Origin of the sequence: Nocardioides luteus (genome assembly GCF_014648595.1) — a bacterium.
In the GTDB taxonomy this organism is placed as follows: domain Bacteria; phylum Actinomycetota; class Actinomycetes; order Propionibacteriales; family Nocardioidaceae; genus Nocardioides; species Nocardioides luteus.
The window spans coordinates 287,406-308,662 of record NZ_BMRK01000001.1; the positions used below are offsets into that span (position 1 = coordinate 287,406).

The 21,257-nt window shown below is 70.5% G+C and carries 14 protein-coding genes; 10 read left to right on the forward strand and 4 right to left on the reverse strand.

What is annotated here, in order from left to right:
• Nucleotides 1–5: 5 nt before the first annotated feature.
• Nucleotides 6–881, forward strand: coding sequence for an SDR family oxidoreductase (locus IEY81_RS01385; protein WP_189116646.1), 876 nt, complete (start codon nucleotides 6–8; stop codon nucleotides 879–881).
• A 9-nt stretch (nucleotides 882–890) separates the two neighbouring features.
• On the forward strand, nucleotides 891–1,649 hold the full coding sequence (locus IEY81_RS01390; RefSeq protein ID WP_189116647.1) for a glucose 1-dehydrogenase: 759 nt from the start codon (nucleotides 891–893) through the stop codon (nucleotides 1,647–1,649).
• 178 nt (nucleotides 1,650–1,827) lie between these two features.
• On the opposite strand, the gene IEY81_RS01395 is transcribed toward IEY81_RS01390, so the two are convergent.
• Nucleotides 1,828–2,463 (reverse strand): TetR family transcriptional regulator, encoded by a 636-nt coding sequence (locus IEY81_RS01395; protein WP_189116648.1) that lies wholly within the window; start codon nucleotides 2,461–2,463, stop codon nucleotides 1,828–1,830.
• 162 nt (nucleotides 2,464–2,625) lie between these two features.
• Here IEY81_RS01395 and IEY81_RS01400 point away from each other — a divergent pair, with 162 nt between their 5' ends.
• The 8 genes from IEY81_RS01400 (at nucleotide 2,626) to pulA (ending at nucleotide 16,539) form a co-directional block, all read left to right on the forward strand.
• The gene (locus tag IEY81_RS01400; protein ID WP_189116649.1) at nucleotides 2,626–4,749 is read left to right on the forward strand and encodes an acyl-CoA dehydrogenase family protein; all 2,124 of its coding nucleotides are present in this window, start codon (nucleotides 2,626–2,628) and stop codon (nucleotides 4,747–4,749) included.
• Between the two features lie 151 nt (nucleotides 4,750–4,900).
• Nucleotides 4,901–7,081, forward strand: a complete 2,181-nt coding sequence (locus tag IEY81_RS01405; RefSeq protein ID WP_189116650.1) for an acyl-CoA dehydrogenase family protein — start codon at nucleotides 4,901–4,903, stop codon at nucleotides 7,079–7,081.
• A complete protein-coding gene (locus IEY81_RS01410) occupies nucleotides 7,078–7,659 on the forward strand; it encodes an FAS1-like dehydratase domain-containing protein (protein ID WP_229787161.1) in 582 nt (193 codons plus the stop codon). Before IEY81_RS01405 ends, IEY81_RS01410 begins: the two co-directional genes overlap by 4 nt.
• Complete coding sequence (locus IEY81_RS01415) at nucleotides 7,656–8,084, forward strand: Zn-ribbon domain-containing OB-fold protein (RefSeq protein ID WP_229787163.1); 429 nt, start codon at nucleotides 7,656–7,658, stop codon at nucleotides 8,082–8,084. Before IEY81_RS01410 ends, IEY81_RS01415 begins: the two co-directional genes overlap by 4 nt.
• On the forward strand, nucleotides 8,081–8,464 hold the full coding sequence (locus IEY81_RS01420) for a MaoC family dehydratase (RefSeq protein ID WP_271188403.1): 384 nt from the start codon (nucleotides 8,081–8,083) through the stop codon (nucleotides 8,462–8,464). The genes IEY81_RS01415 and IEY81_RS01420 overlap by 4 nt, the downstream gene beginning before the upstream one ends.
• Nucleotides 8,461–9,627, forward strand: coding sequence for a lipid-transfer protein (locus IEY81_RS01425; RefSeq protein WP_189116651.1), 1,167 nt, complete (start codon nucleotides 8,461–8,463; stop codon nucleotides 9,625–9,627). Before IEY81_RS01420 ends, IEY81_RS01425 begins: the two co-directional genes overlap by 4 nt.
• A 124-nt stretch (nucleotides 9,628–9,751) precedes the next feature.
• A complete protein-coding gene (locus IEY81_RS01430) occupies nucleotides 9,752–11,158 on the forward strand; it encodes an alpha-amylase (RefSeq protein ID WP_229787165.1) in 1,407 nt (468 codons plus the stop codon).
• A 53-nt stretch (nucleotides 11,159–11,211) separates the two neighbouring features.
• A complete protein-coding gene (pulA, locus tag IEY81_RS01435; RefSeq protein ID WP_229787167.1) occupies nucleotides 11,212–16,539 on the forward strand; it encodes a pullulanase-type alpha-1,6-glucosidase in 5,328 nt (1,775 codons plus the stop codon).
• Nucleotides 16,540–17,011: 472 nt separating this feature from the next.
• Here the strand turns inward: pulA and IEY81_RS01440 are convergent, their stop codons facing one another.
• From IEY81_RS01440 to kstD, 3 genes are all read right to left on the reverse strand, one after another.
• The gene (locus IEY81_RS01440) at nucleotides 17,012–18,475 is read right to left on the reverse strand and encodes an FAD-binding protein (protein WP_189116652.1); all 1,464 of its coding nucleotides are present in this window, start codon (nucleotides 18,473–18,475) and stop codon (nucleotides 17,012–17,014) included.
• 100 nt (nucleotides 18,476–18,575) lie between these two features.
• Nucleotides 18,576–19,463, reverse strand: a complete 888-nt coding sequence (gene chsH3 / locus IEY81_RS01445; RefSeq protein WP_189116653.1) for an enoyl-CoA hydratase ChsH3 — start codon at nucleotides 19,461–19,463, stop codon at nucleotides 18,576–18,578.
• Nucleotides 19,463–21,232: a 3-oxosteroid 1-dehydrogenase gene (gene kstD / locus IEY81_RS01450; RefSeq protein ID WP_229787169.1), complete on the reverse strand. Its 1,770-nt coding sequence runs from the start codon at nucleotides 21,230–21,232 to the stop codon at nucleotides 19,463–19,465. The genes chsH3 and kstD overlap by 1 nt, the downstream gene beginning before the upstream one ends.
• Between the last annotated feature and the right edge of the window lie 25 nt (nucleotides 21,233–21,257).

The following is a 21,257-nucleotide window of genomic DNA, read 5'->3' on the forward strand; positions in this document are numbered from 1 at the left end:
CCCACGTGAGTGTTGATCTGACCGATAAGATCGCGATCGTCACCGGTGCCGGAGCCGGTCTCGGCCGGGCCGAGGCCGTCGCCCTGGCCCGGGCGGGCGCGCGGCTCGTGCTCAACGACCTGCCCGGCGCGGCCGAGGAGACCGCCGAGGAGATCCGCGGCTTCGGTGGCGAGGCGGTGATCGCCGCCGGCGACGTCGGTGAGCGGGCCACCGCCGACGCGATGATGGCCGCCGCCGTCGACGACCTCGGTGGTCTCGACATCGTGGTCAACAACGCCGGCATCACCCGCGACAAGATGCTCTTCAACATGTCCGACGAGGAGTTCGACCTCGTCGTACGCGTCCACCTGCGAGGCCACTTCCTGCTCACCCGCAACGCCTCGGCCCACTGGCGCTCGGTCGCGAAGTCCGCCGGGGCGCCCGTGGACGCCGCGGTCGTCAACACCTCCTCGGAGGCGTTCCTCTCCGGGCCTCCCGGACAGGCCAACTACGGCGCCGCCAAGGCCGGCATCACCGCTCTGACCATGTCGACCGCCCGCTCGATGGGCCGCTCCGGCGTACGCGCCAACGCGATCTGCCCGCGGGCGGCGACCGCGATGACCGAGGGTGTGCTGTCCGGTGACTCCTACGGCCCCGAGCACGTCGCGCCGCTGGTCACCTACCTCGCCTCGCCGGCCGCCGCCGCGATCACCGGCCAGGTCTTCGTCGTCTACGGCGGGATGATCGCCGTGCTCGCGCCGCCGACCGTGGCCGAGCGGTTCGACAACGCCGCCTGGGACCTCGACTCCCTCGACAAGCAGGTCGGCGGCTGGTTCGCCGACCGTGACCCCTCGGCCGGGTTCTCGGCCGACTCGATCATGCAGCTGAAGCTGAAGGACTAAGGAGCAGTCATGGCACGTCTCGAGGGCAAGATCGCGATCGTCACCGGTGGCGCGCAGGGGCAGGGAGCCGCGATCGCGCGCGCCTTCGTCGCCGAGGGCGCGAAGGTGGTCATCGCCGACGTGGCCGACGAGCCCGGCAAGCTGCTCGCGGACTCGCTGGGGGAGTCGGCGCTCTTCGTCCACCACGACGTGAGCTCGGAGGAGTCCTGGACGTCGCTGGTGGCCGAGACCACCGCTGCGTACGGTCCGGTCAGCGTCCTCGCCAACAACGCCGGGATCCTCCGCTTCGGCGAGATCCTGACCCAGCCGGTCGAGGAGTTCGAGCTGCTGTGGCGGGTCAACACCCTCGGCTGCTTCCTCGGGATGCGCTCGGTGATCTCGACGATGAAGGAGAACGGCGGCGGCTCGATCATCAACGCCTCCTCCATCGAGGGCCTCGCCGGGATGGCGTTCGTCGCCGGCTACACCTCCACCAAGTTCGCCATCCGCGGCATGACCAAGGCGGCCGCTCTCGAGCTCGGCCCCAGCGGCATCCGGGTCAACTCCGTACATCCCGGCATGATCGACACCCCCATGACCCGCGGCGTCGGCGCGGACGACGCCGCCATGGAGTTCGGCGCCGGCAAGGTCGCCCTCAAGCGCGTCGGCCACCCCGAGGACATCGCCCCCCTCTACGTCTACCTCGCCTCCGACGAGTCCGGCTACGTCACCGGCGCCGAGATCGCCATCGACGGCGGCGCCACCGCCACCCACGCGTACGGCGGCTGACCCCCTTCTCGCCGAGGCGTCATCCCTGCCGGCCGAGACGTCAGCTCTGTCGATCGAACAGGCAGGTACGTCGGCCGAGACGCCACTTCCGCCGGTCGAGTTGGCGTCGACGTGCCGTCTCGATCGACGTAGGTGACGTCTCGATCGACGGAATTGACGTCTCGGTGAGCGGACCGCGTCAGCGCAGCAGCAGGCGTACGGCTACGTCGATGGACTTCTCGACGTCCTCGGCGTCCATCCGGCCGGTGACCCAGGAGATCAGCGCGGAGAGCCAGACGTCGGAGATGATCCGGATGATCGCGGCCTCCTCCTCGGTGACCTCTCCGAGGGTCGGGGTGCCGTGCATGGCGCGGGCGATGACGGTGGTCAGGCTGGTGCCGACCTCGTGGATCTCGCCGGTCACCGACTGGTCGGCGAACATGAACGCGCGCACCAGGGCCTCGGTCAGCTTCGGCTGCTTCTGCAGGGCGCGGGTGCGGCGGTTGAGGACGTACATGATCCGCTCGTGGGCGGTGTCGCCCGGCGTGGCGCGGACGGCGGAGCGCTCGACGTCCTTGGTGAACTCGCGCGCCAGCGCGGAGACCAGCAGGTGGATCTTCGAGGGGAAGTAGCGGTAGAGAGTGCCGAGCGCGACCTCGGCGTGCTCGGCGACGGCGCGCATCTGCACGGCGTCGAAACCACCCTCGGCGGCGAGCGCGATGGTGGCGTCGAGGATGCGCCGACGGCGCTCTCGCTGGGCCGCGGACCCGCCGGTGGGCGGGGTGGCCGGGGTGGGGCCATCGGTGTCGCGTGGCTCCGTGCTGACGGACGTCACTGGTTGTCCCCCTAGGACTATGACCGGATCTCGATCTGTGGATATCAGGCTAACCGCATCGGCGCCCGAGAGTGAAACACGTTCTGCCGTGAGTCTAGACTTGTAACACGTTCTACATCAGGGTGTATTCCACCGAAGGCTCCGGAAACATTGGAGGTCCCTGTGCCGATCGGCATCACCGACGAACACCAAGCCCTCAGCGAGAGCCTGCGTGACTGGGCGAAGGGCCTGGGTGGGATCGCCCTCGCGCGGGCGGCCGAGGGCGACGCATCCGCCGCCTTCGAGGAGGTGTGGCGCGGTGTCGAGGAGTACGGCGTCGCCGCCATCGCCGCGCCCGAACCGGCCGGAGGCGGCGGGACCCTGCTCGATGCCGCGGTCGCGCTGGAGGCCTGCGCCCACGAGCTGCTCCCCGGCCCGCTTCTCGGCAGCGCCGTCGCTGCCTACCACGCGGGTGCGAGCGGGCTCGGCGACCTCGTCGAGACGATCGCCGCCGGTGGCTGCGGGATCGGGCTCGACCCTGTCCTCGAGGTGGGTGACCGCCTCCGGGGGACCGTCCGGGTCGCCTACGACGGGGGCGGGGCGGCCCAGTTGCTGCTCGGCGCGCGCGGTGCCGAGGGCGAGGAGCGATGGTTCCTCCTCGCCGCAGAGCATGCAGACGTACGCCCTCAGGCCGGGCCCGACCTGACCCGGCGGGTCGCCGAGGTGCAGGTCGACGTGGACGCCGGCACGGCGGTCGAGGTTCCGGGGCTGAGCGGCACTGCGGTGCGGCGTACGGCCCTCACGCTCGCGGCCGCCGAGGCCTCGGGGATCGCGCAGTGGTGCCTGACGACGGCGGTCGAGTACGCCAAGGTGCGCGAGCAGTTCGGCGCTCCGATCGGTTCGTTCCAGGCGATCAAGCACCTGTGCGCGCAGATGCTCGAGACGGCCGAGGCGGTGGCGGCGACCGCCTGGGACGCCGCGTCGGCCGCCGCCGACGACTCCGACCAGTGGTCCTTCGCTGCCGAGGTCGCCGGGGCCACCGCGCTCGACGGTGCGGTCCGGGCGGCCCAGGACTGCATCCAGGTGCTCGGCGGCATCGGCTTCACCTTCGAGCACGACGCTCATCTCTACCTGCGCCGTGCCGTCGCGCTCCGCAGCCTGCTCGACAGCGGTGACGCCCACGCGGCCGCGCTGTCGAGGCTCGCGGTCGACGGCGTGCGCCGCTCGGTGCGGGTCGGCCTGGACGGCAAGGACGAGGAGGTACGTCCTCGGGTGCGCGAGGCGGTCGCTGCCGTCGCCGCGCGGCCGGAGCCCGAACGCCGGGACGCGCTGGTCGACACGGCGCTGCTGGCGCCGCACTGGCCTGCTCCGTACGGCCTCGGTGCGGGTCCTGTCGAGCAGCTCGTCATCGACGAGGAGCTCGCCGCGGCCGGCATCACGCGGCCGGACATCAAGATCGCCGGGTGGGCGGTGCCGACGATCCTGAAGCACGGTACCGACGCCCAGCGGGAGAGGTTCGTGGAGCCGTCGCTGCGCGGGGAGATCGTGTGGTGCCAGCTCTTCAGCGAGCCCGGCGCCGGCTCCGATCTGGCCTCGCTCGCGACCCGCGCCGAGCGGGTGGACGGCGGTTGGCGGCTGACCGGACAGAAGGTCTGGACCTCGCTCGCTGCCGAGGCCGACTGGGCGATCTGCCTGGCGCGTACCAACCCCGACGTGGCCAAGCACAAGGGCATCAGCTACTTCCTCGTGGACATGCGCAGCGAGGGGATCGACGTCCGTCCACTGCGTGAGCTGACCGGTGACGCACTCTTCAACGAGGTCTTCCTCGACGGCGTCTTCGTGCCCGACGAGCTCGTCGTCGGCGAGGTCGACGGTGGCTGGCGGCTCGCTCGGACGACCCTGGCCAACGAGCGCGTCGCGATGGCCTCGACCAACCTCGGCGGCAGCGTCGAGCGTGCGGTCTCGCTGGTCGGGGGTCGCAGCGAGGCCGACCTCGCCCGCGTCGGCCACGCGGTCGCGCTCTCCACGGTCTGCTCGCTCCTCGGCGTACGCTCCACCCTCAAGGCGCTCGCCGGTCGCGGCCCGGGCGCCGAGTCGTCGGTGGCCAAGCTCCTGACCGTGCGCAACCGCCAGGACGCCTCCGAGCTCGTCGTCGACCTCCTCGGAGCGCTGGCACTCACCGACGACCCGCAGGTGCGTGAGGACCTCCACGAGTCGCAGCTCACCCGCTGCCTCTCGATCGCCGGCGGCACCACCCAGGTGCTCCGCAACGTAGCCGCCGAACGGATCCTCGGCCTCCCCAGATAGCCCGCGAGAGGTCAGAGATCGGCGCCGAGACGTCGATCTTTGACGTCGAGAGGTCACTTTCTGAGCGAACTCGCCCAGAAAGTGACCTCTCGCGCTCGATTTTCGACCACTCGACGTGGTTCTCGAAACTAGAACGCGTTACAGTTCTGGCATGGTGGATGACGAACTTGGAGCTGTGCTCGCTGTTGTCCGGGACGTGCTCGCGCGGGAATCGGACCGGGGTGACTGGTCCGCCTGGGCGGGCGCAGGGCTGACCTCGCTGCCGGTGCCGGAGGCGCACGGGGGAGAGGGCCTCGGGCTGGCCGAGATCGCCGTCCTGCTGCGCGAGGCGGGGCGACATGCGGTCCGTGTGCCGGTGTGGGAGACGCTCGCGGTCGGGGCTCTGACCCTGGCGCAGCACGGGACGCCCGAGCAGCAGAGCGCGATCCTCCCGGGCGTGGCGAGCGGCGAGACGCTGCTGACCCCGGCCTGGCTCGAGCCGGGTCGCCCCGAGGCGCCGGCAGCGACTTTCCGCGACGGCACCGTCAGTGGCCGCAAGACCGCCGTGACGTACGCAGCTGAGAGCACGCATCTGCTGGTCACCGCGACCGACACCGACTCCCAGCAGCCGGTGGTCGTCCTCGTCGACCCGCACGGCCCGGGTGTCACGCTCAACGCGTCGAGCGTCTCCGGCGAGGTGCCGCAGCACACCGTGGTGCTCGAGAATGCGCCGGCCGAGCCGCTGACCGAGGGGGCCTTCAAGACCCTGACCGCGCGCGCGACCGCCGGGCTGGCCGTGACCGCCGCGGGCGTGCTCGCCGGAGCGCGCGACCTGACCGCGGCGTACGTCTCCAACAGGCGCCAGTTCGGCAGGGCGCTCGCGGAGTTCCAGGCGGTGGCGCTGCAGATGGCCGACGTCTACGTCACCTCCCGCACGCTCGACCTGGCCGCCGACAACGCGGTCGCCGCCATCGCCGAGGGTCGGGACGCCGCCGTAGACCTGAAGGTCGCCGCCTACTGGGCCAGCCAGGTCGCGCCGCAGGCGTTCCGCACCTGCCACCACCTCCACGGCGGCATGGGCGTCGACATCACCTACCCGCTGCTCGGCTTCACCACCTGGGGCACCGACATCGCCCACCTCGCCGACACCCCGGCCGAGGCGGTGCCCGTCGAGGCGCCCGAGGCCAAGAACCGAGAGCTCACCGAGGCGCAGCGCGCGCTGAAGGCCGAGGTCAGGGCCTACTTCACGAACCTCTCCCACGACGAGGAGCCGGCCGACCCCGGCCCCGAGGGCTCCTGGGACCGGCACGGACCGACCTACCAGAAGCTCATCAAGCAGCTCGGCGACGACGGCTGGATGGGCGTCGGGTGGCCGAAGGAGTACGGCGGCCACGGCCTCGGTGAGGTCGAGCAGACGATCTTCGCCAACGAGGCCCAGTACGCCGACGTGCACCTGCCCGCAGTGACGCTGCAGACGGTCGGTCCGACGCTGATCCGCTACGGCACCTCGATGCAGAAGGAGATGTTCCTCAACCGGATCCTCGCCGGTGAGGTGCACTTCGCGATCGGCTACTCCGAGCCCGAGGCCGGCACGGATCTGGCGAGCCTCCGCACGACCGCGAGGCGGGACGGCGACCACTACGTCGTCAACGGTCAGAAGCTGTGGACCACCGGCGGCCACGCCGCCGACTACATCTGGCTGGCGGTGCGCACCGACCCGGACGCGCCCAAGCACAAGGGCATCTCGATCCTGATCGTCGACACCTCCGACCCGGGTTTCTCCTGGACGCCGATCATCACCGCCGACGGATCCCACCACGTCAACGCGACCTATTTCAACGACGTCCGCGTCCCGGCCGACATGCTGGTCGGCGAGGAGAACCAGGGCTGGAAGCTGATCACCACCCAGCTCAACCACGAGCGCGTCATGCTCGGCCCGGCCGGCCGGATCGAGGGTCTGCGTGACCGCGTCCTCCGCTGGGCGCAGTCGCAGGGCGTGACCGACAACCCCGACGTACGTGCCCTGATCGGGGAGACCACCGCGGTCTTCCGGGTCAACGAGCTGCTCAACTGGGCGGTCGCCAAGGCGGGCGAGGCGGGCGAGATCGAGGTCGCCGACGCGTCGTCCTCGAAGGTCTTCGCCGCCGACCAGGTCCAGCACCTGCTCGCCGACCTGATCACGCTGGTCCACCGACACGGGGATCCGGGCGATCCGGTCACCAAGAGCCTGCTCGACTATCTCGACGCCCAGGCGAAGCGCAACACGGTGCTCACCTTCGGTGGCGGCGTCCAGGAGGTCCAGCGCGAGCTGATCGCGATGTTCGGCCTCGGAATGCCGAGGGTGCCGCGATGAGCGACCCGAAGCAGACGATGGGGGTCTCGACAGGCTCGACCACCGGTGGGCTCGTGGTCAGCGCGATCCACGAGAAGATCATGGCCGCCGCCGAGGAGATCGGGGGGTGGGGCGAGGCCGCCGAGCGCGAGGCCCGCGACCTGGTCAACCAGCCCACGATCAACAACTGGCTCGAGGCGATGGGTCTGGAGTCCCAGCGGTTCCACCAGGGCGAGGCGCCACCCTCGATGGCCCAGGTCTGGACGATGTACGGCCAGGGCGGGGTCTCGACAAGCTCGACCACCGAGGGGTACCGCGACCCCCTGCACGCGATGATGAACGTGCTCACCGACGCCGGCTTCAACGGCGTCCTCGGCACCAACTCCGAGCAGTCCTACGACCGCTACCTCCGCGTCGGCGAGCAGGTGCGGATCACCACCGCGCTCGACTCGGTGGTCGGCCCGAAGAGCACCGGGATGGGCGTCGGCTACTTCGTGACCTCCAGGAGCACCTGGTACGTCGGGGACGAGCGGGTCGCCACGATGCTCTTCCGCGTCCTGAAGTTCATCCCCAAGACTTCCGGAAAGGACACTGCATGAGCGGCCCGGTGCGGCCGGTGATCGGCCGGGACAACGCGTACTTCTTCGAGGGCACCGCCAAGCGGGAGCTGCGGATCCAGAGCTGCAACGCCTGCGGCACGCTGCGGCACCCGCCGGGTCCGGCGTGCCCGGCCTGCGACGCCTACGACCGCGGGCACGTCGTCGCGCGCGGCGAGGGCACCGTCTACTCCTACACCGTCGTGCACGCCCCGAAGCTGCCCGGCAAGGAGCTGCCGCTGGTCATCGCCCTGCTGGACCTGCCCGAGGGCGTACGGATGGTGGCGGAGGTGACGGGCGTGCCACCCGAGGGCGAGGACGGCCTGAGGATCGGCGAACGGCTGGTCGTGGACTGGAACGTGATCCCTCCAACAGGCTCAGGACATCGCGACGAGGAGCTGACGCTCCCGATCTGGAGGAGGCCGTGAAGTTGCAGACCGGAGAGAAGCTCCCTGGCTGGGAGCTCCCGATCACCCCGACGCTGGTGGTCTCGACCGCGCTGGCGACGCGAGACTTCCAAGACGTGCACCACGACCGCGACCGGGCCCAGGCGGCCGGCTCGAAGGACATCTTCATGAACATCCTGACCTCGACGGCGCTCTGCGAGCGCTACGTCACCGACTGGGCCGGCACCGACGTCCAGATCAGGGGCATCTCCATCCGGCTGGGCGCGCCGGCCTACCCTTACGACACGCTCTCGTTCTCCGGCGAGGTCACCGAGGTCGAGGACGGCGTCGCCACCATCGCCGTCACCGGCTCCGTCTCCCTCGGGGCGCACGTGACCGGGACCGTGAGGGTGGCGGCATGAGCCTGAGCGGAAAGGCCGCGATCGTCGGCATCGGCGCGACCGAGTTCTCCAAGGAGTCAGGGCGCTCCGAGCTCCAGCTCAGCGTGGAGGCGACCAGAGCTGCACTCGCCGACGCCGGTCTGAGACCGCAGGACGTCGACGGGCTGACCACCTTCACGATGGACACCAGCTCCGAGATCGCGCTCGCCCGCGAGCTCGGCCTCGGTGACCTGCGGTTCTTCTCGCGGATCAACTACGGCGGCGGTGCCGCCTGCGCGACGATCCAGCAGGCCGCGATGGCGGTCGCGACCGGCGTCGCCGACGTCGTCGTCGCCTACCGCGGCTTCAACGAGCGCTCGGGCCAGCGGTTCGGGCAGGTCCAGTCCTGGGCCGCCCAGCAGGTCAACACCAACGGCATCGACAACTCCTGGACCTACCCGCTCGGTCTCTCGACACCGGCCGCCACGGTCGCCATGCAGGCGCGCCGCTACATGCACGACTACGGCGTGACCAGCGAGGACTTCGGTGCGGTGGCGGTCGCCGACCGGCGTCACGCGGCGACCAACCCAGCCGCCTTCTTCTACGGGAAGCCGATCACCCTCGAGGACCACCAGGCCTCCCGGATGATCGCCGACCCGCTGCACCTGCTCGACTGCTGCCAGGAGTCCGACGGCGCCGTGGCGATCGTCGTGACCAGCCCCGAGCGCGCCCGCGACCTGCCCAACCCTCCGGTCCGCATCGCCGCGGCGGCCCAGGGCAGCGCCGCCGACCAGTACGTGATGACCTCCTACTACCGCGACGAGATCGGCATCCCCGAGATGGGCGTGGTCGCCCGCGACCTGTGGCGCCAGTCAGGTCTGGCCCCGCCCGACATCGACACCGCCGTCCTCTACGACCACTTCACCCCTTACGTCCTCATGCAGCTCGAGGAGCTCGGTTTCTGCGGCAGGGGAGAGGCGAAGGAGTTCGTACGCGACGGGGCCATCGAGCTCGGCGGCCGACTTCCGGTCAACACCCATGGCGGACAGCTCGGCGAGGCGTACCTGCACGGTATGAACGGCATCGCCGAGGGCGTGCGCCAGGTGCGCGGCTCCTCGGTGAACCAGGTCGAGGACGCGGCTCACGTGCTCGTCACGGCCGGCACCGGCGTACCCACGAGCGGGCTGGTGCTCACCTCCTCCTGATGCGCTGAAATTTTGCGCAAGCTCTTGCAGTAGCGAGAGCCAACGGCTTGACGTGTGACGGCGATCACTCTACGGTCTCCCTGCAAGATCTTGCAGCAAGATTCATTCGTTCTTGGGAGGAACCATGGCGCTGAAGCTCGTCTCGGGAAAGGCCATGGCTGCCGCACTTGCCCTCTCGGCAGGCGCCGTCGCCGCGCTCACCATCCCGGCCCCGGCCCCACAGCAGGCCGCGGCTGCGCCGCCGGGGGAGAAGGACGTCACCGCGGTGATGTTCGAATGGAGCTTCGACTCCGTCGCCAGGGAGTGCACCCGGCGGCTCGGCCCCGCCGGCTACGGCTACGTCCAGGTCTCCCCGCCCCAGGAGCACATCCAGGGCAGCCAGTGGTGGACCTCCTACCAGCCCGTCAGCTACCGGATCGCAGGACGCCTCGGTGACCGCGCCGCCTTCGAGAACATGGTCGACACCTGCCACGCCGCCGGTGTGAAGGTCGTGGCTGACTCGGTCATCAACCACATGTCTGCGGGCTCCGGCTCCGGCACCGGCGGATCCTCCTACAGCAAGTACGACTACCCGGGGCTCTACTCCTCCGCCGACCTCGACAGCTGCACCGCGGAGATCACGAACTACCAGGACCGGACGAACGTCCAGGAGTGCGAGCTCGTCGGCCTCGCCGACCTCGACACCGGCGAGGACTACGTACGCGACACCATCGCCGGCTACCTGAACGACCTGCTCTCGCTCGGCGTCGACGGGTTCCGCATCGACGCCGCCAAGCACATGGCCGCCTCGGACCTGGCCGCGATCAAGTCCCGGCTGAGCGACCCCGGCGCCTACTGGAAGCAGGAGGTGATCCACGGGGAGAACGAGGCCGTCTCGCCCAGCGAGTACGTCGGCAACGGCGACGTCCAGGAGTTCCGCTACGCCCGCGATCTCAAGCGCGTCTTCAACAGCGAGAACCTCGCCTACCTGGAGAACTACGGCGAGGGCTGGGGCTACCTGCCCTCCGGAGGCGCGGCGGTGTTCGTCGACAACCACGACACCGAGCGCGGCGGGGACACGCTCAGCTACAAGGACGGCGCGCGCTACACGCTGGCCAACGTCTTCATGCTGGCCTGGCCCTACGGCTCGCCCGACGTCAACTCCGGCTACGAGTGGAGCGACAAGGACGCCGGCCCGCCGAACGCGGGCGCCGTGAGCGCCTGCTGGCAGGACGGCTGGAAGTGCCAGCACGCCTGGCCGGAGATCGAGTCGATGGTCGCCTTCCGCAACGCCGCCCGTGGCCAGGCCGTCACCGACTGGTGGGACAACGGCGCCGACGCCATCGCGTTCGGGCGCGGCAGCAAGGCGTACGTCGCGATCAACCACGAGACCTCCCCGCTGACCCACACCTTCCAGACGTCGCTCCCCGCCGGCACCTACTGCGACGTGCAGAGCGGCAGCACCGTCACCGTGAACGGCTCCGGCCAGCTCACCGCCACCCTCGGGCCCGACACCGCCGTCGCGCTGCACGTCGGCGCGACGGACTGCTGACCCATCACTGCTGACCCACCTCACCTCCCCCACAGACCCAGAGAGGCCTCACGGTGAATCGACGAAGCGGCGCGCGCAGCGTGCCCCGGAAGGCGGCCGTCGCGGTCGCTGCGACCCTGCTCGCGACGATGCTGCAGGCGGGGACGGCAGGCACGGCCGTAGCCGCTGCGCCGAAGCCGCCCTCCGACGCGAAGCTCGCCGCCGAGCCGGCCCGCCACGACGCGACCCGGGAGCAGTTCTACTTCGTGCTGCCCGACCGGTTCGCCAACGGCGCGACCGGCAACGACCGGGGTGGCCTGACCGGCGGGCGGGAACGGACCGGCTTCGACCCGACCGACAAGGGCTTCTACCAGGGCGGCGACCTGAAGGGCCTGACCGAGCGGCTCGACTACATCAAGGGTCTCGGCACCACCGCGATCTGGATGGCGCCGATCTTCAAGAACCGGCCCGTCCAGGGCGCGGGGGAGGACGCCTCGGCCGGCTACCACGGCTACTGGATCACCGACTTCACCCAGGTCGACCCCCACTTCGGCACCAACGACGACCTCGCGAACCTCATCGACGCGGCGCACGCCAAGGGCATGAAGGTCTACTTCGACGTCATCACCAACCACACCGCCGACAACGTCGACTACGCCGAGAAGAAGTACGGCTACCGCCCCAAGGGCGCCTTCCCCTACCTCGACGCCGAGGGCCGCCCCTTCGACGACGCCGCCCCCGGCGCGGACGAGGTGAAGGTCGACGAGGACTCCTTCCCCTACACCCCGGAGAGCACCGGCGATCTGGTGCCGTCCTGGCTCGAAGACCCGCGGGTCTACCACAACCGCGGTGACTCGACCTGGGAGGGCGAGTCGACGACCTACGGCGACTTCAGCGGCCTCGACGACCTGTGGACCGAGCGTCCCGAGGTCGTCGAGGGGATGACGAAGATCTATCAGCGCTGGGTGCGCGACTTCGACATCGACGGCTTCCGCATCGACACCGTCAAGCACGTCGACATGGAGTTCTGGACCCAGTGGGCGACCGCCCTGGACGCCTACGCGGCGAAGCGCGGCCGCGAGGACTTCTTCATGTTCGGCGAGGTCTTCTCCGCCGACACCGACGTCACCTCGCCGTACGTCACCCGCGGCCGTCTCGACGCCACCCTCGACTTCCCGTTCCAGGACGCCGCCCGCGCCTACGCCTCGCAGGGCGCCCCGGCCGACCGGCTCGCCCGGGTGTTCGCCGACGACTACAAGTACGCCACGGACAAGGCCAACGCCTACGAGCAGGTCACCTTCCTCGGCAACCACGACATGGGTCGGATCGGCACCTTCCTGGCTGCCGACCACCCCGACGCGACCGACGCCGAGCTCGTCCAGCGCGCCCGGCTCGCCAACGAGCTGATGTTCCTCTCCCGCGGCAACCCGGTCGTCTACTACGGCGACGAGCAGGGCTACACCGGCGCCGGCGGCGACAAGGACGCCCGTCAGACGCTCTTCGGCTCCGAGGTCGCCGACTACCGCGACGACGACCAGCTCGGCACCGACCGGACGCATGCCGAGGATGCGTACGACACCGAGCACCCGCTCTACCGGGCCATCGCCGCGCTGGCGAAGCTCCGCAAGGACCACCCCGCGCTGGCCGACGGCGCCCAGCAGGAGCTCCACGCCGACGGCTCCGTCTACGCCTTCTCCCGCACCGGCGAGGACCGGGAGCACGTCGTCGCGGTCAACAACGCGGAGGCGGCGAAGACGGTCACTCTCCCCGTGGAGTCGGCCGCCTTCTCCACGATCTACGGCGGCGAGGGGACCGTGGCCGCCGACGGCGGCGAGATCGAGGTGACCGTCCCGGCGCTCTCCTCCGTCGTGCTGCGGGCGGAGAACGAGCTCCCCGAGGCCGGCGCGAAGCCCACGGTCGAGCTGACCGCCCCCGACGCCGGGGCCACCGGCACCGTGACCCTCACCGCGGACCCCGGGACGACCGACGGCGCCCGTGTCGTCGTCGCGGCCCAGGTCGGCAACGGGAAGTGGCGCACGCTCGGTTCCGTCGACCACGCCCCCTACAAGATCACCCAGTACCTCCCGCCGACCGTCGCCGCCGGCACCCCGCTGCGCTACAAGGCCGTCGTCGTCGACCGGGACGGCCGCACCGCGAGCGACCTCGCCGAGACCACGTCGGGGGAGACCCCGGCGCCGGAGCGGCCGAGCGCCGTCGACCGCGACTACGCCGTCGTGCACTACCGCCGCGCCGACGGCGACTACACCGGGTGGACGCTCCGGGCGGACGAGCAGAGCGGAGCGTTCAGCGGCCGCGACGCCTACGGCGCCTTCGCCTGGGTGCGACTCGCCGGAGGTGCGTCCTCGGTGGGCTACACGATCGAGAAGGACGGCACCGCCGACGGCGCCGAGCGGACGATCGACCTCGGCGAGACCGGCGAGGTCTGGGTCGAGGCCGGCACCGACGGCCAGGAGACCACCCGTCCCGAGGGTGTCTACCCCGAGCCCGATACCTCCACGGCGACCATCCACCTGCACCGCCCCGACGGCGACTACGACGGCTGGGGCCTGCACACCTGGGCCGGCGCCGCACAGCCGACCGAGTGGTCGAAGCCGCTGCAGCCGATCGGCGAGGATGCATACGGCGTCACCTTCGAGGTGCCACTGGTCGAAGGCGCCACCTCGCTCAGCTACATCGTCCACAAGGGCGACGAGAAGGACATCCCCACCGACCGCTCGCTCGACCTGACCACCAACGGCCACGAGGTCTGGCTCGAGTCCGGCCGGACGAGCTATCTGCTGCCGTCGGTCGGTTCCGCGCCGGATCTCGACCTGACCGCGGCGCAGGCGCAGTGGATCGACCGGGACACCGTGGTGCTGCCGAAGGACACGGCCAGCGACTCCGCGCTCTCGACCCAGCTGGTCTACGACCGCGACGGAGGCATCGCCGTCGAGGACGGTGCGCTCAGCGAGGAGGGCCGCTGGCTCCGGCTCGAGGAGGCGTCCCTGAGCGACGAGCAGACCAAGAGGTTCCCGCACCTGAAGGACTACGCCGCCTTCCGTGTCGACCGGCGCGACCGCGACCGGGTCCGGGAGGCGCTCGGCGGCCAGGTCGTGCTCACCCAGCGGATCGGCAACGGTGCCCTGGTCACGGGCACCGGCGTGCAGACCCAGGGCATCCTCGACGACCTCTACGCGGCCAAGGCCACGAAGGCCGCGCTCGGACCGGTCTTCGACGGCTCGAAGGTCACCCTGTCGGTCTGGGCGCCGACCGCCCAGGACGTACGCCTCGAGCTCGGCAAACGGACCGTGCCGATGCGCCGCGACGACGCCAGCGGCGTCTGGTCGGCGACCGGATCGGCCGCGGCCTGGCGCGGCCAGGAGTACCGCTACGCCGTGAAGGTCTGGGCGCCCAGCGTGCAGGAGGTCGTCACCAACAAGGTGACCGACCCCTACTCGGTCGCGCTCACCGCCGACTCCGAGCGCAGCCTCGTCGTCGATCTCGATGATCGGAAGCTGGCTCCCAAGGGCTGGTCGGCGCTGAAGAAGCCGGAACCCGTCGCCATGAAGGACGCCCAGATCCAGGAGCTGCACGTCCGCGACTTCTCCGTCGAGGACGAGACCAGCGAGCATCCCGGCGGCTACCTCGCCTTCGCCGACGAGGACAGCGACGGGGCGAGGCACCTGCGGAAGCTGGCCGAGTCCGGCACGTCGTACGTCCACCTGCTGCCGGTCTTCGACATCGCCACGATCCCGGAGAAGAGGAGCGATCAGGCCACGCCCGACTGCGACCTGGCCTCCTACACCTCCGACAGCGAGAAGCAGCAGGAGTGCGTCGCCGCGGCAGCAGCCGGGGATGCGTACAACTGGGGCTACGACCCCTACCACTACACGGTGCCGGAGGGCTCCTACGCCAGCGATCCCGACGGCACCGACCGCACCGTCGAGTTCCGCGAGATGGTCAAGTCGCTCAACGAGGACGGCCTTCGGGTGGTGATGGACGTGGTCTACAACCACACCACCAGCAGCGGCCAGGCGAAGACGTCGGTGCTCGACCGGATCGTGCCCGGCTACTACCAACGCCTGATGGAGGACGGGTCGGTGGCCACCTCGACCTGCTGCGCCAACACCGCGCCCGAGAACGCGATGATGGGCAAGCTGGTCGTCGACTCCGTCGTCACCTGGGCCCGTGACTACAAGGTCGACGGGTTCCGCTTCGACCTGATGGGCCACCACCCGAAGGCCAACATCCTGGCGGCCCGGAAGGCCCTCGACGCGCTCACGCTCGCGAAGGACGGTGTCGACGGGAAGAGCATCATCCTCTACGGCGAGGGGTGGAGCTTCGGCGAGGTCGCCGATGACGGCCGCTTCGTGCAGGCGACGCAGGAGAACATGGCCGGCACCGGTATCGCCACCTTCAGCGACCGCGCCCGAGACGCCGTACGCGGCGGTGGGCCCTTCGACGAGGACCCGGGTGTCCAAGGCTTCGCCAGCGGTCTCTTCACCGACCCGAACTCGTCGAAGGCCAACGGCACCGAGGCCGAGCAGCGGGCGCGGCTGCTCCACTACCAGGACCTGATCAAGGTCGGTCTGTCCGGCAACCTCGCCGACTACTCGTTCACGGACACCAATGGTGACCGGGTGTCGGGCTCGGAGGTCGACTACAACGGCTCGCCCGCCGGGTATGCCGAGCGACCCGGCGACGCGCTCGCCTACGCCGACGCCCATGACAACGAGTCGCTCTACGACGCGCTCACCTTCAAGCTGCCCGCCTCGACAAGCCCCGCCGGCCGCTCGCGGATGCAGGTGCTCGCGATGGCGACCGCCGCGCTCTCCCAGGGCCCGGCACTCTCCCAGGCCGGCTCCGACTTGCTGCGCTCGAAGTCGCTGGACCGCAACTCCTACGACTCCGGGGACTGGTTCAACGCCATCCACTGGGACTGCACCGACGGCAACGGCTTCGGCCGCGGCCTGCCGCCAGCGGCGGACAACACCGACAAGTGGCCGTTCGCGAAGCCGCTGCTGGGTTCGGTGCCGACGCCGGGGTGCGCGGAGATCGAGGGGGCCTCGGCGGCTTACCGGGACCTGCTGCGGATCCGTACGGAAGAGCCGTCGTTCCACCTCGGCACCGCCGAGCAGGTGCAGGAGCGGCTCGGGTTCCCGCTGTCGGGGAAGGACGAGACGCCCGGCGTCATCACCATGACGCTCGGCGACCTCGTGGTCGTCTTCAACGCCACCCCGACGACGCAGCAGCAGACGGTGGGGGAGGCCGAGGGCGCCGACTACCGGCTGCACCCGATCCAGGCCGAAGGCTCCGACGAGACGGTCAGGTCGTCCTCGTTCGAGGCGGGCTCGGGGACCTTCACGGTGCCGGCCCGCACGGTGGCGGTCTTCACCCGCTGAGGAGCGTGAGAACGGACGCGGCCCCGGCTCCTCGAGCCGGGGCCTGCGGCTTCCCGGTGAGGAAGCCGGACGTCAGGATCAGGACGGGCTGTTGCCGGCGACGGCGCCGACCACCACGAGCGTGATGACGACCAGGGCGGCGATGACCATCAGGCCGGCCGGGCTCCGGAAGTCGAACATGGGGATTCCTTTCGGCTAGTTCGGCGACAGGCGTCGAGGGGGAACGGGGCCTGCGGACGCAACAGGATCGAGCGGAGGCTCCGAGCCCGTGGCGTCGCGTATACATAACCAGTCAGCGTCTCACTGCCGTAGGGTCCAAGGTCCTGTATTTTACCGAACCCATTCACCTTCGAATGGATATGTGATATGGCAACAGTTCGTCGGCTGGACGCCTGTCAAGGCTACCGCGTGGCCTCCCGGCTCCGGCGCGGGGACCGTCTGGACGACCCTGGTCTGTGAGGCCGGTCACCGGTCACCGTCCGGCGGCGTGGCGACCGGCTCGCCGGCCGAAGTAGGAGCCGTCGCCGAGCTGCATCCCGGAGGCGTATCCCTTGGCGTCCTGGGCGAGGTTGGCAGCACAGGCGCCGGCCGCGTAGAGACCGGCGACCGCGGAGCCGTCCTCGCGGCGTACCTCGCCCTCGAGGGTCGTCGACAGGCCGCCCATCGTGAAGCCGGCGTACATCGCCTTGCCCAGGGAGAGGTCGTAGGCGCCCCACGGCCCGGTGTCCTGCGGCTCGGTCCACTCCGCGGCCTTGTGGAGCTCGGGGTCCTCGCCGTCGGCGGCGTGGGTGTTGTAGGAGGTCAGCGTCGCGTTCAGGGCGTCGAAGGGTACGCCGAGCCCGGCCGCCATCTCCTCGACCGTCTCCCATCCGTCGATGAACGGGCACAGCGGCATCGTCGGGTGCTCGATGTGCGCGGAGTCGACGATCAGGTAGGCGGCGGAGTCGGGCTGCTCCATGACGAACGCGGCCGTACGCGCGTGGTAGGAGTCCTCGGCGACGAACCGCTTGCCGTGCTTGTTGACGATGATCCCGGTCAGCAGGATCGACGGCGGGTAGAACGGTGCCGTCTGGAACGGCTCGTCCATGAACCGCCAGCGACCGCCCGCCGAGGCGCCCAGGCGCAGGCCGAGGCCGTCGTCGTAGGTCGAGGCCAACGGGAAGAGCTTCTCGCCGAGGCGCGGGGTGTGCTCGGCGACCATGTCGGCGTTGCCGACGAACCCACCGGCGGCGAGGATCACCGCCTTCGCCCGGATCGCGCCGCGCTCCTCGAACCGGCGCCACGCCAGCCCGACGACACGGCCCTCCTCCGTAACCAGGTTGGTGGCACCGGTCTCGTAGCGGATCTCCGCGGTCGTCTCGGCGAGCCGGTCGGCCATCCGGTCGACGACCAGCTTGGCGCCCCCGGTGTCGCCCGGCACCGGTACCTTGTGGCCGCGCGGCGCGGGGACCGCGAGGTCACGGAAGGGATGCACCTTCTCGTTGCCGGTGTACATCAGCCCTTCGGTCCCGGGCTGGATCACGGCCTTGCCCGGCCAGAGACTGCGCTCGAACTCGAACCCGAGCGACTCCAGCCAGTCGAAGTGCTCGACCGAGTCGTCGCAGTAGGCCCGGATCTTGTCGTCCTCGGGCTCCTTGGAGACGGCGTGGATGTACTTGAACATCTCCTCGGCCGAGTCCTCGACCCCGGTCGCCTTCTGCACCGCGGTGCCGCCGCCGAGGTAGAAGTGACCGCCGGCCATCGCCGAGGTGCCGCCGGGCTCGGCGGCACGCTCCAGCAGGATCGTTCGCGCCCCGGAACGCACTGCCTCCAGGGCGGCAGCGCCGCCGGCGACGCCGAAGCCGACCACGATCACGTCGGTCTCCTCCGACCAACCGCCGAAGCGCTCCTCGACGTCGGCGGGGGAGAGCACGTCGGGGAGCCCGGTGCCGCTCATGCCGGCCTCCTTGCCTGTAACACGCTGTTCGTAGGACTATCCGGTCGTTCCAATAGGGCGAGTAGTCCTACGAACGACGTGTTACAGCTCGCGCGGCGGCTCATCGCGACCCCTCCAGGAAACAGTCGGCCAGGACCGGGGCGCCATCACGGTCCGGATCGTCGGAGGAGATCGTGGCGCGGAGCAGGATCCGCGTCCCCTCGTCCCACGCCTCGATCGAGATCGTCTCGCCCGGGAAGACGATGCCGGCGAAGCGGGCGCCGAAGCCGGTGACCCGGGTGGCGTCGCCGTCCAGCAGGAGGCCGGTCGCCTCGCGCAGCACGATCCCGTAGGAGCACAGGCCGTGCAGGATCGGCTTGGGGAAGCCCGCCTTCGCGGCGAAGGCGGGGTCCGCGTGGAGCGGGTTGCGGTCGCCGCACAGGCGGTACAGCAGCGCCTGCTGCTCCGTCACGTCGTACGCAGCGACAGCATCCGGCGCGCGGTCGGGGACGGGCAGCGCCGTCGACGGTCCGCGCTCACCGCCGAAGCCGCCCTCGCCACGCACGAAGATGGAGCTGCGCACCGTCCACAGCGGGTCGCCGCCCGGGGTCGTGGCGACGCCCTCCTGCACGATCACGGCGGCCTTCCCCTTGTCCCAGACCTCGGCGATCCGGGTGTTGACGACGGCGTCGCCGGAGGTCGGGATCGGGCCGTCGACGCGGATCTCCTGGGAGCCGTGGAGCACCGAGGCCAGGTCGATGTCGCAGCCCGGCAGGTCCAGCGAGGGCGGCTCGGTGACGTGGAAGGTCGGTGCGACGACGCCGAAGGACGGGAGCACCGTGAGATCGTCGGAGTCGAGGGTGTAGCGCAGCGCGGCCGGGTCGGTCGCGTCACCCGGACGCGACCCGGCGCCGATGCCGAGGTGGTAGAGCAGCACGTCGGAGGAGGTCCACGAGAACGACTGCGACGGCAGCGAGGCGCCGATGGCCTTGGTGGGGTCGATGGGCATCAGCTGTGCTCCTTGTCGGGGTCGATGAGAGAGACGGCGCAGTCCTCGGCGGCCAGATAGCCGAAGACGAGGGCGGGGCCGATGGTGGCGCCGGGGCCGGCATAGGTGCGGCCCATGACGGCGGAGGAGACGTTGCCGGCTGCGTACAGGCCCTCGATGGTGGAGCCGTCGGGGCGCAGCACACGGGCCCGGGAGTCGGTGACCAGGCCGCCCTTGGTGCCGAGGTCGCCGGGCGCCATCTTGACCGCGTAGAACGGTGCCTGGTCGATGACGTTGAGCGAGCAGTTCGGCTTGATCGTGGGGTCGGAGTAGTACTTGTCGTAGGTCGACTCGCCACGGTGGAAGTCCTCGTCGACACCGGTACGGGCGAACCCGTTGAACCGCTCGAGCGTCTCCCGGAGGCCGTCTGCCGGCACCGAGATCTTCTCGGCGAGCGCCTCGACCGAGGAGGCCTTCACGACCACGCCGTCCTTGAGCCAGCGGCCCGGGAACGGCTGACCCGGGCCGAGGCCGGCGAAGATGTAGCGGTTGCGATAGCGCTGGTCGAAGACCAGCCAGGCGGGGACGTGCGAGACGCCCGCCCCGGAGATGTTCTCAGCCTGGCCGCGGTAGATCTCGTGGACGGCCTCGACGTAGGGGAGCGCCTCGTTCATGAACCGCTTGCCGGCGCCGTTGACGATGATCGAGCCGGGCAGGTTGCGCTCGGCGAGCGCGAACCACGGCCGCCCCGGGAACGGGATCGTCGGACCCCACCAGGACTCGTCCATCAGGTCGGTGTCGGCCCCGGCCGCGATCCCGGCCAGGATCCCGCCGCCGGTGTTGGAGAACGCGCCGGTGGTCCAGTCGACCGAGGTGGGGGCGGGCAGATATTTCTCCCGCATCTCCAGATTGCGCTCGAAGCCGCCGGAGCCGAGGATCACGCCGCGTCGTGCCCGGATCACCTTTGTGGGGCCGGACTCGCCCTCGCGCACCTCGACGCCCACCACGCGGCCGTTCTCGGTGACCAGGCCGACGAGCTCGGTCTCGTAGCGGACCGGTACGCCGGCGTCGACCAGCCCCTTGCGCAGCCCGATCGCGAGCGCTGCGCCCATGGCGTACATCTTCTTGCCGAGCAGGCCCGCCAGGATCCGTGAGACCGCGATCTTGACCATCGTGATCGGGCCCCGGAGCGTACGCATGCCGAGGCTGATCTTCCGGAAGTCGGCCTGGGTGACGACCATGTTGGCCGGTGACTTCGTGTAGGGCGGGTGCAGCCGCTCCAGCTCGGGGCCGAGCAGGCGGGCGTCCAGCGGCACCGGCTCGACCGAGCGGCCCGCGCCACGCCCGCCCGGCGCCTCGGGGTGGTAGTCGGCGTAGTCGGGGACCCACTTGAACCGCACCGGCGTCTTCTCGCAGACGAAGGAGAGCACCTCCGGCCCGCGGCCGAGGAAGGTCTCGCGGCGCTCGGCGGGCACGACGTCGCCGACGATCGACTCCAGGTAGAGGCTCGCGGCCTCCGCGGTGTCCTGCTGGTGGGCGGCCTCCAGAGCATGGTTGCGGGGGATCCAGACCCCACCGCCCGAGCGGGAGGTCGACCCGCCGAAGTACGCGCTCTTCTCGACGACGAGCGTCTCGAGGCCGTGGCGGCGGGCGGCGGCCAGCGCTGCGGTCATCCCGGCGCCTCCGGCACCCACGACGACGACGTCGTAGGTCTCCTCGGCGTCGGCGGGCCCCTCGGTGGAACCGGTCACCGGCTGCTCCGCATCGCTCGCTCCGTTCGTCTGTCCCATGGTGCTCCCTCAACCTCGACTGTCC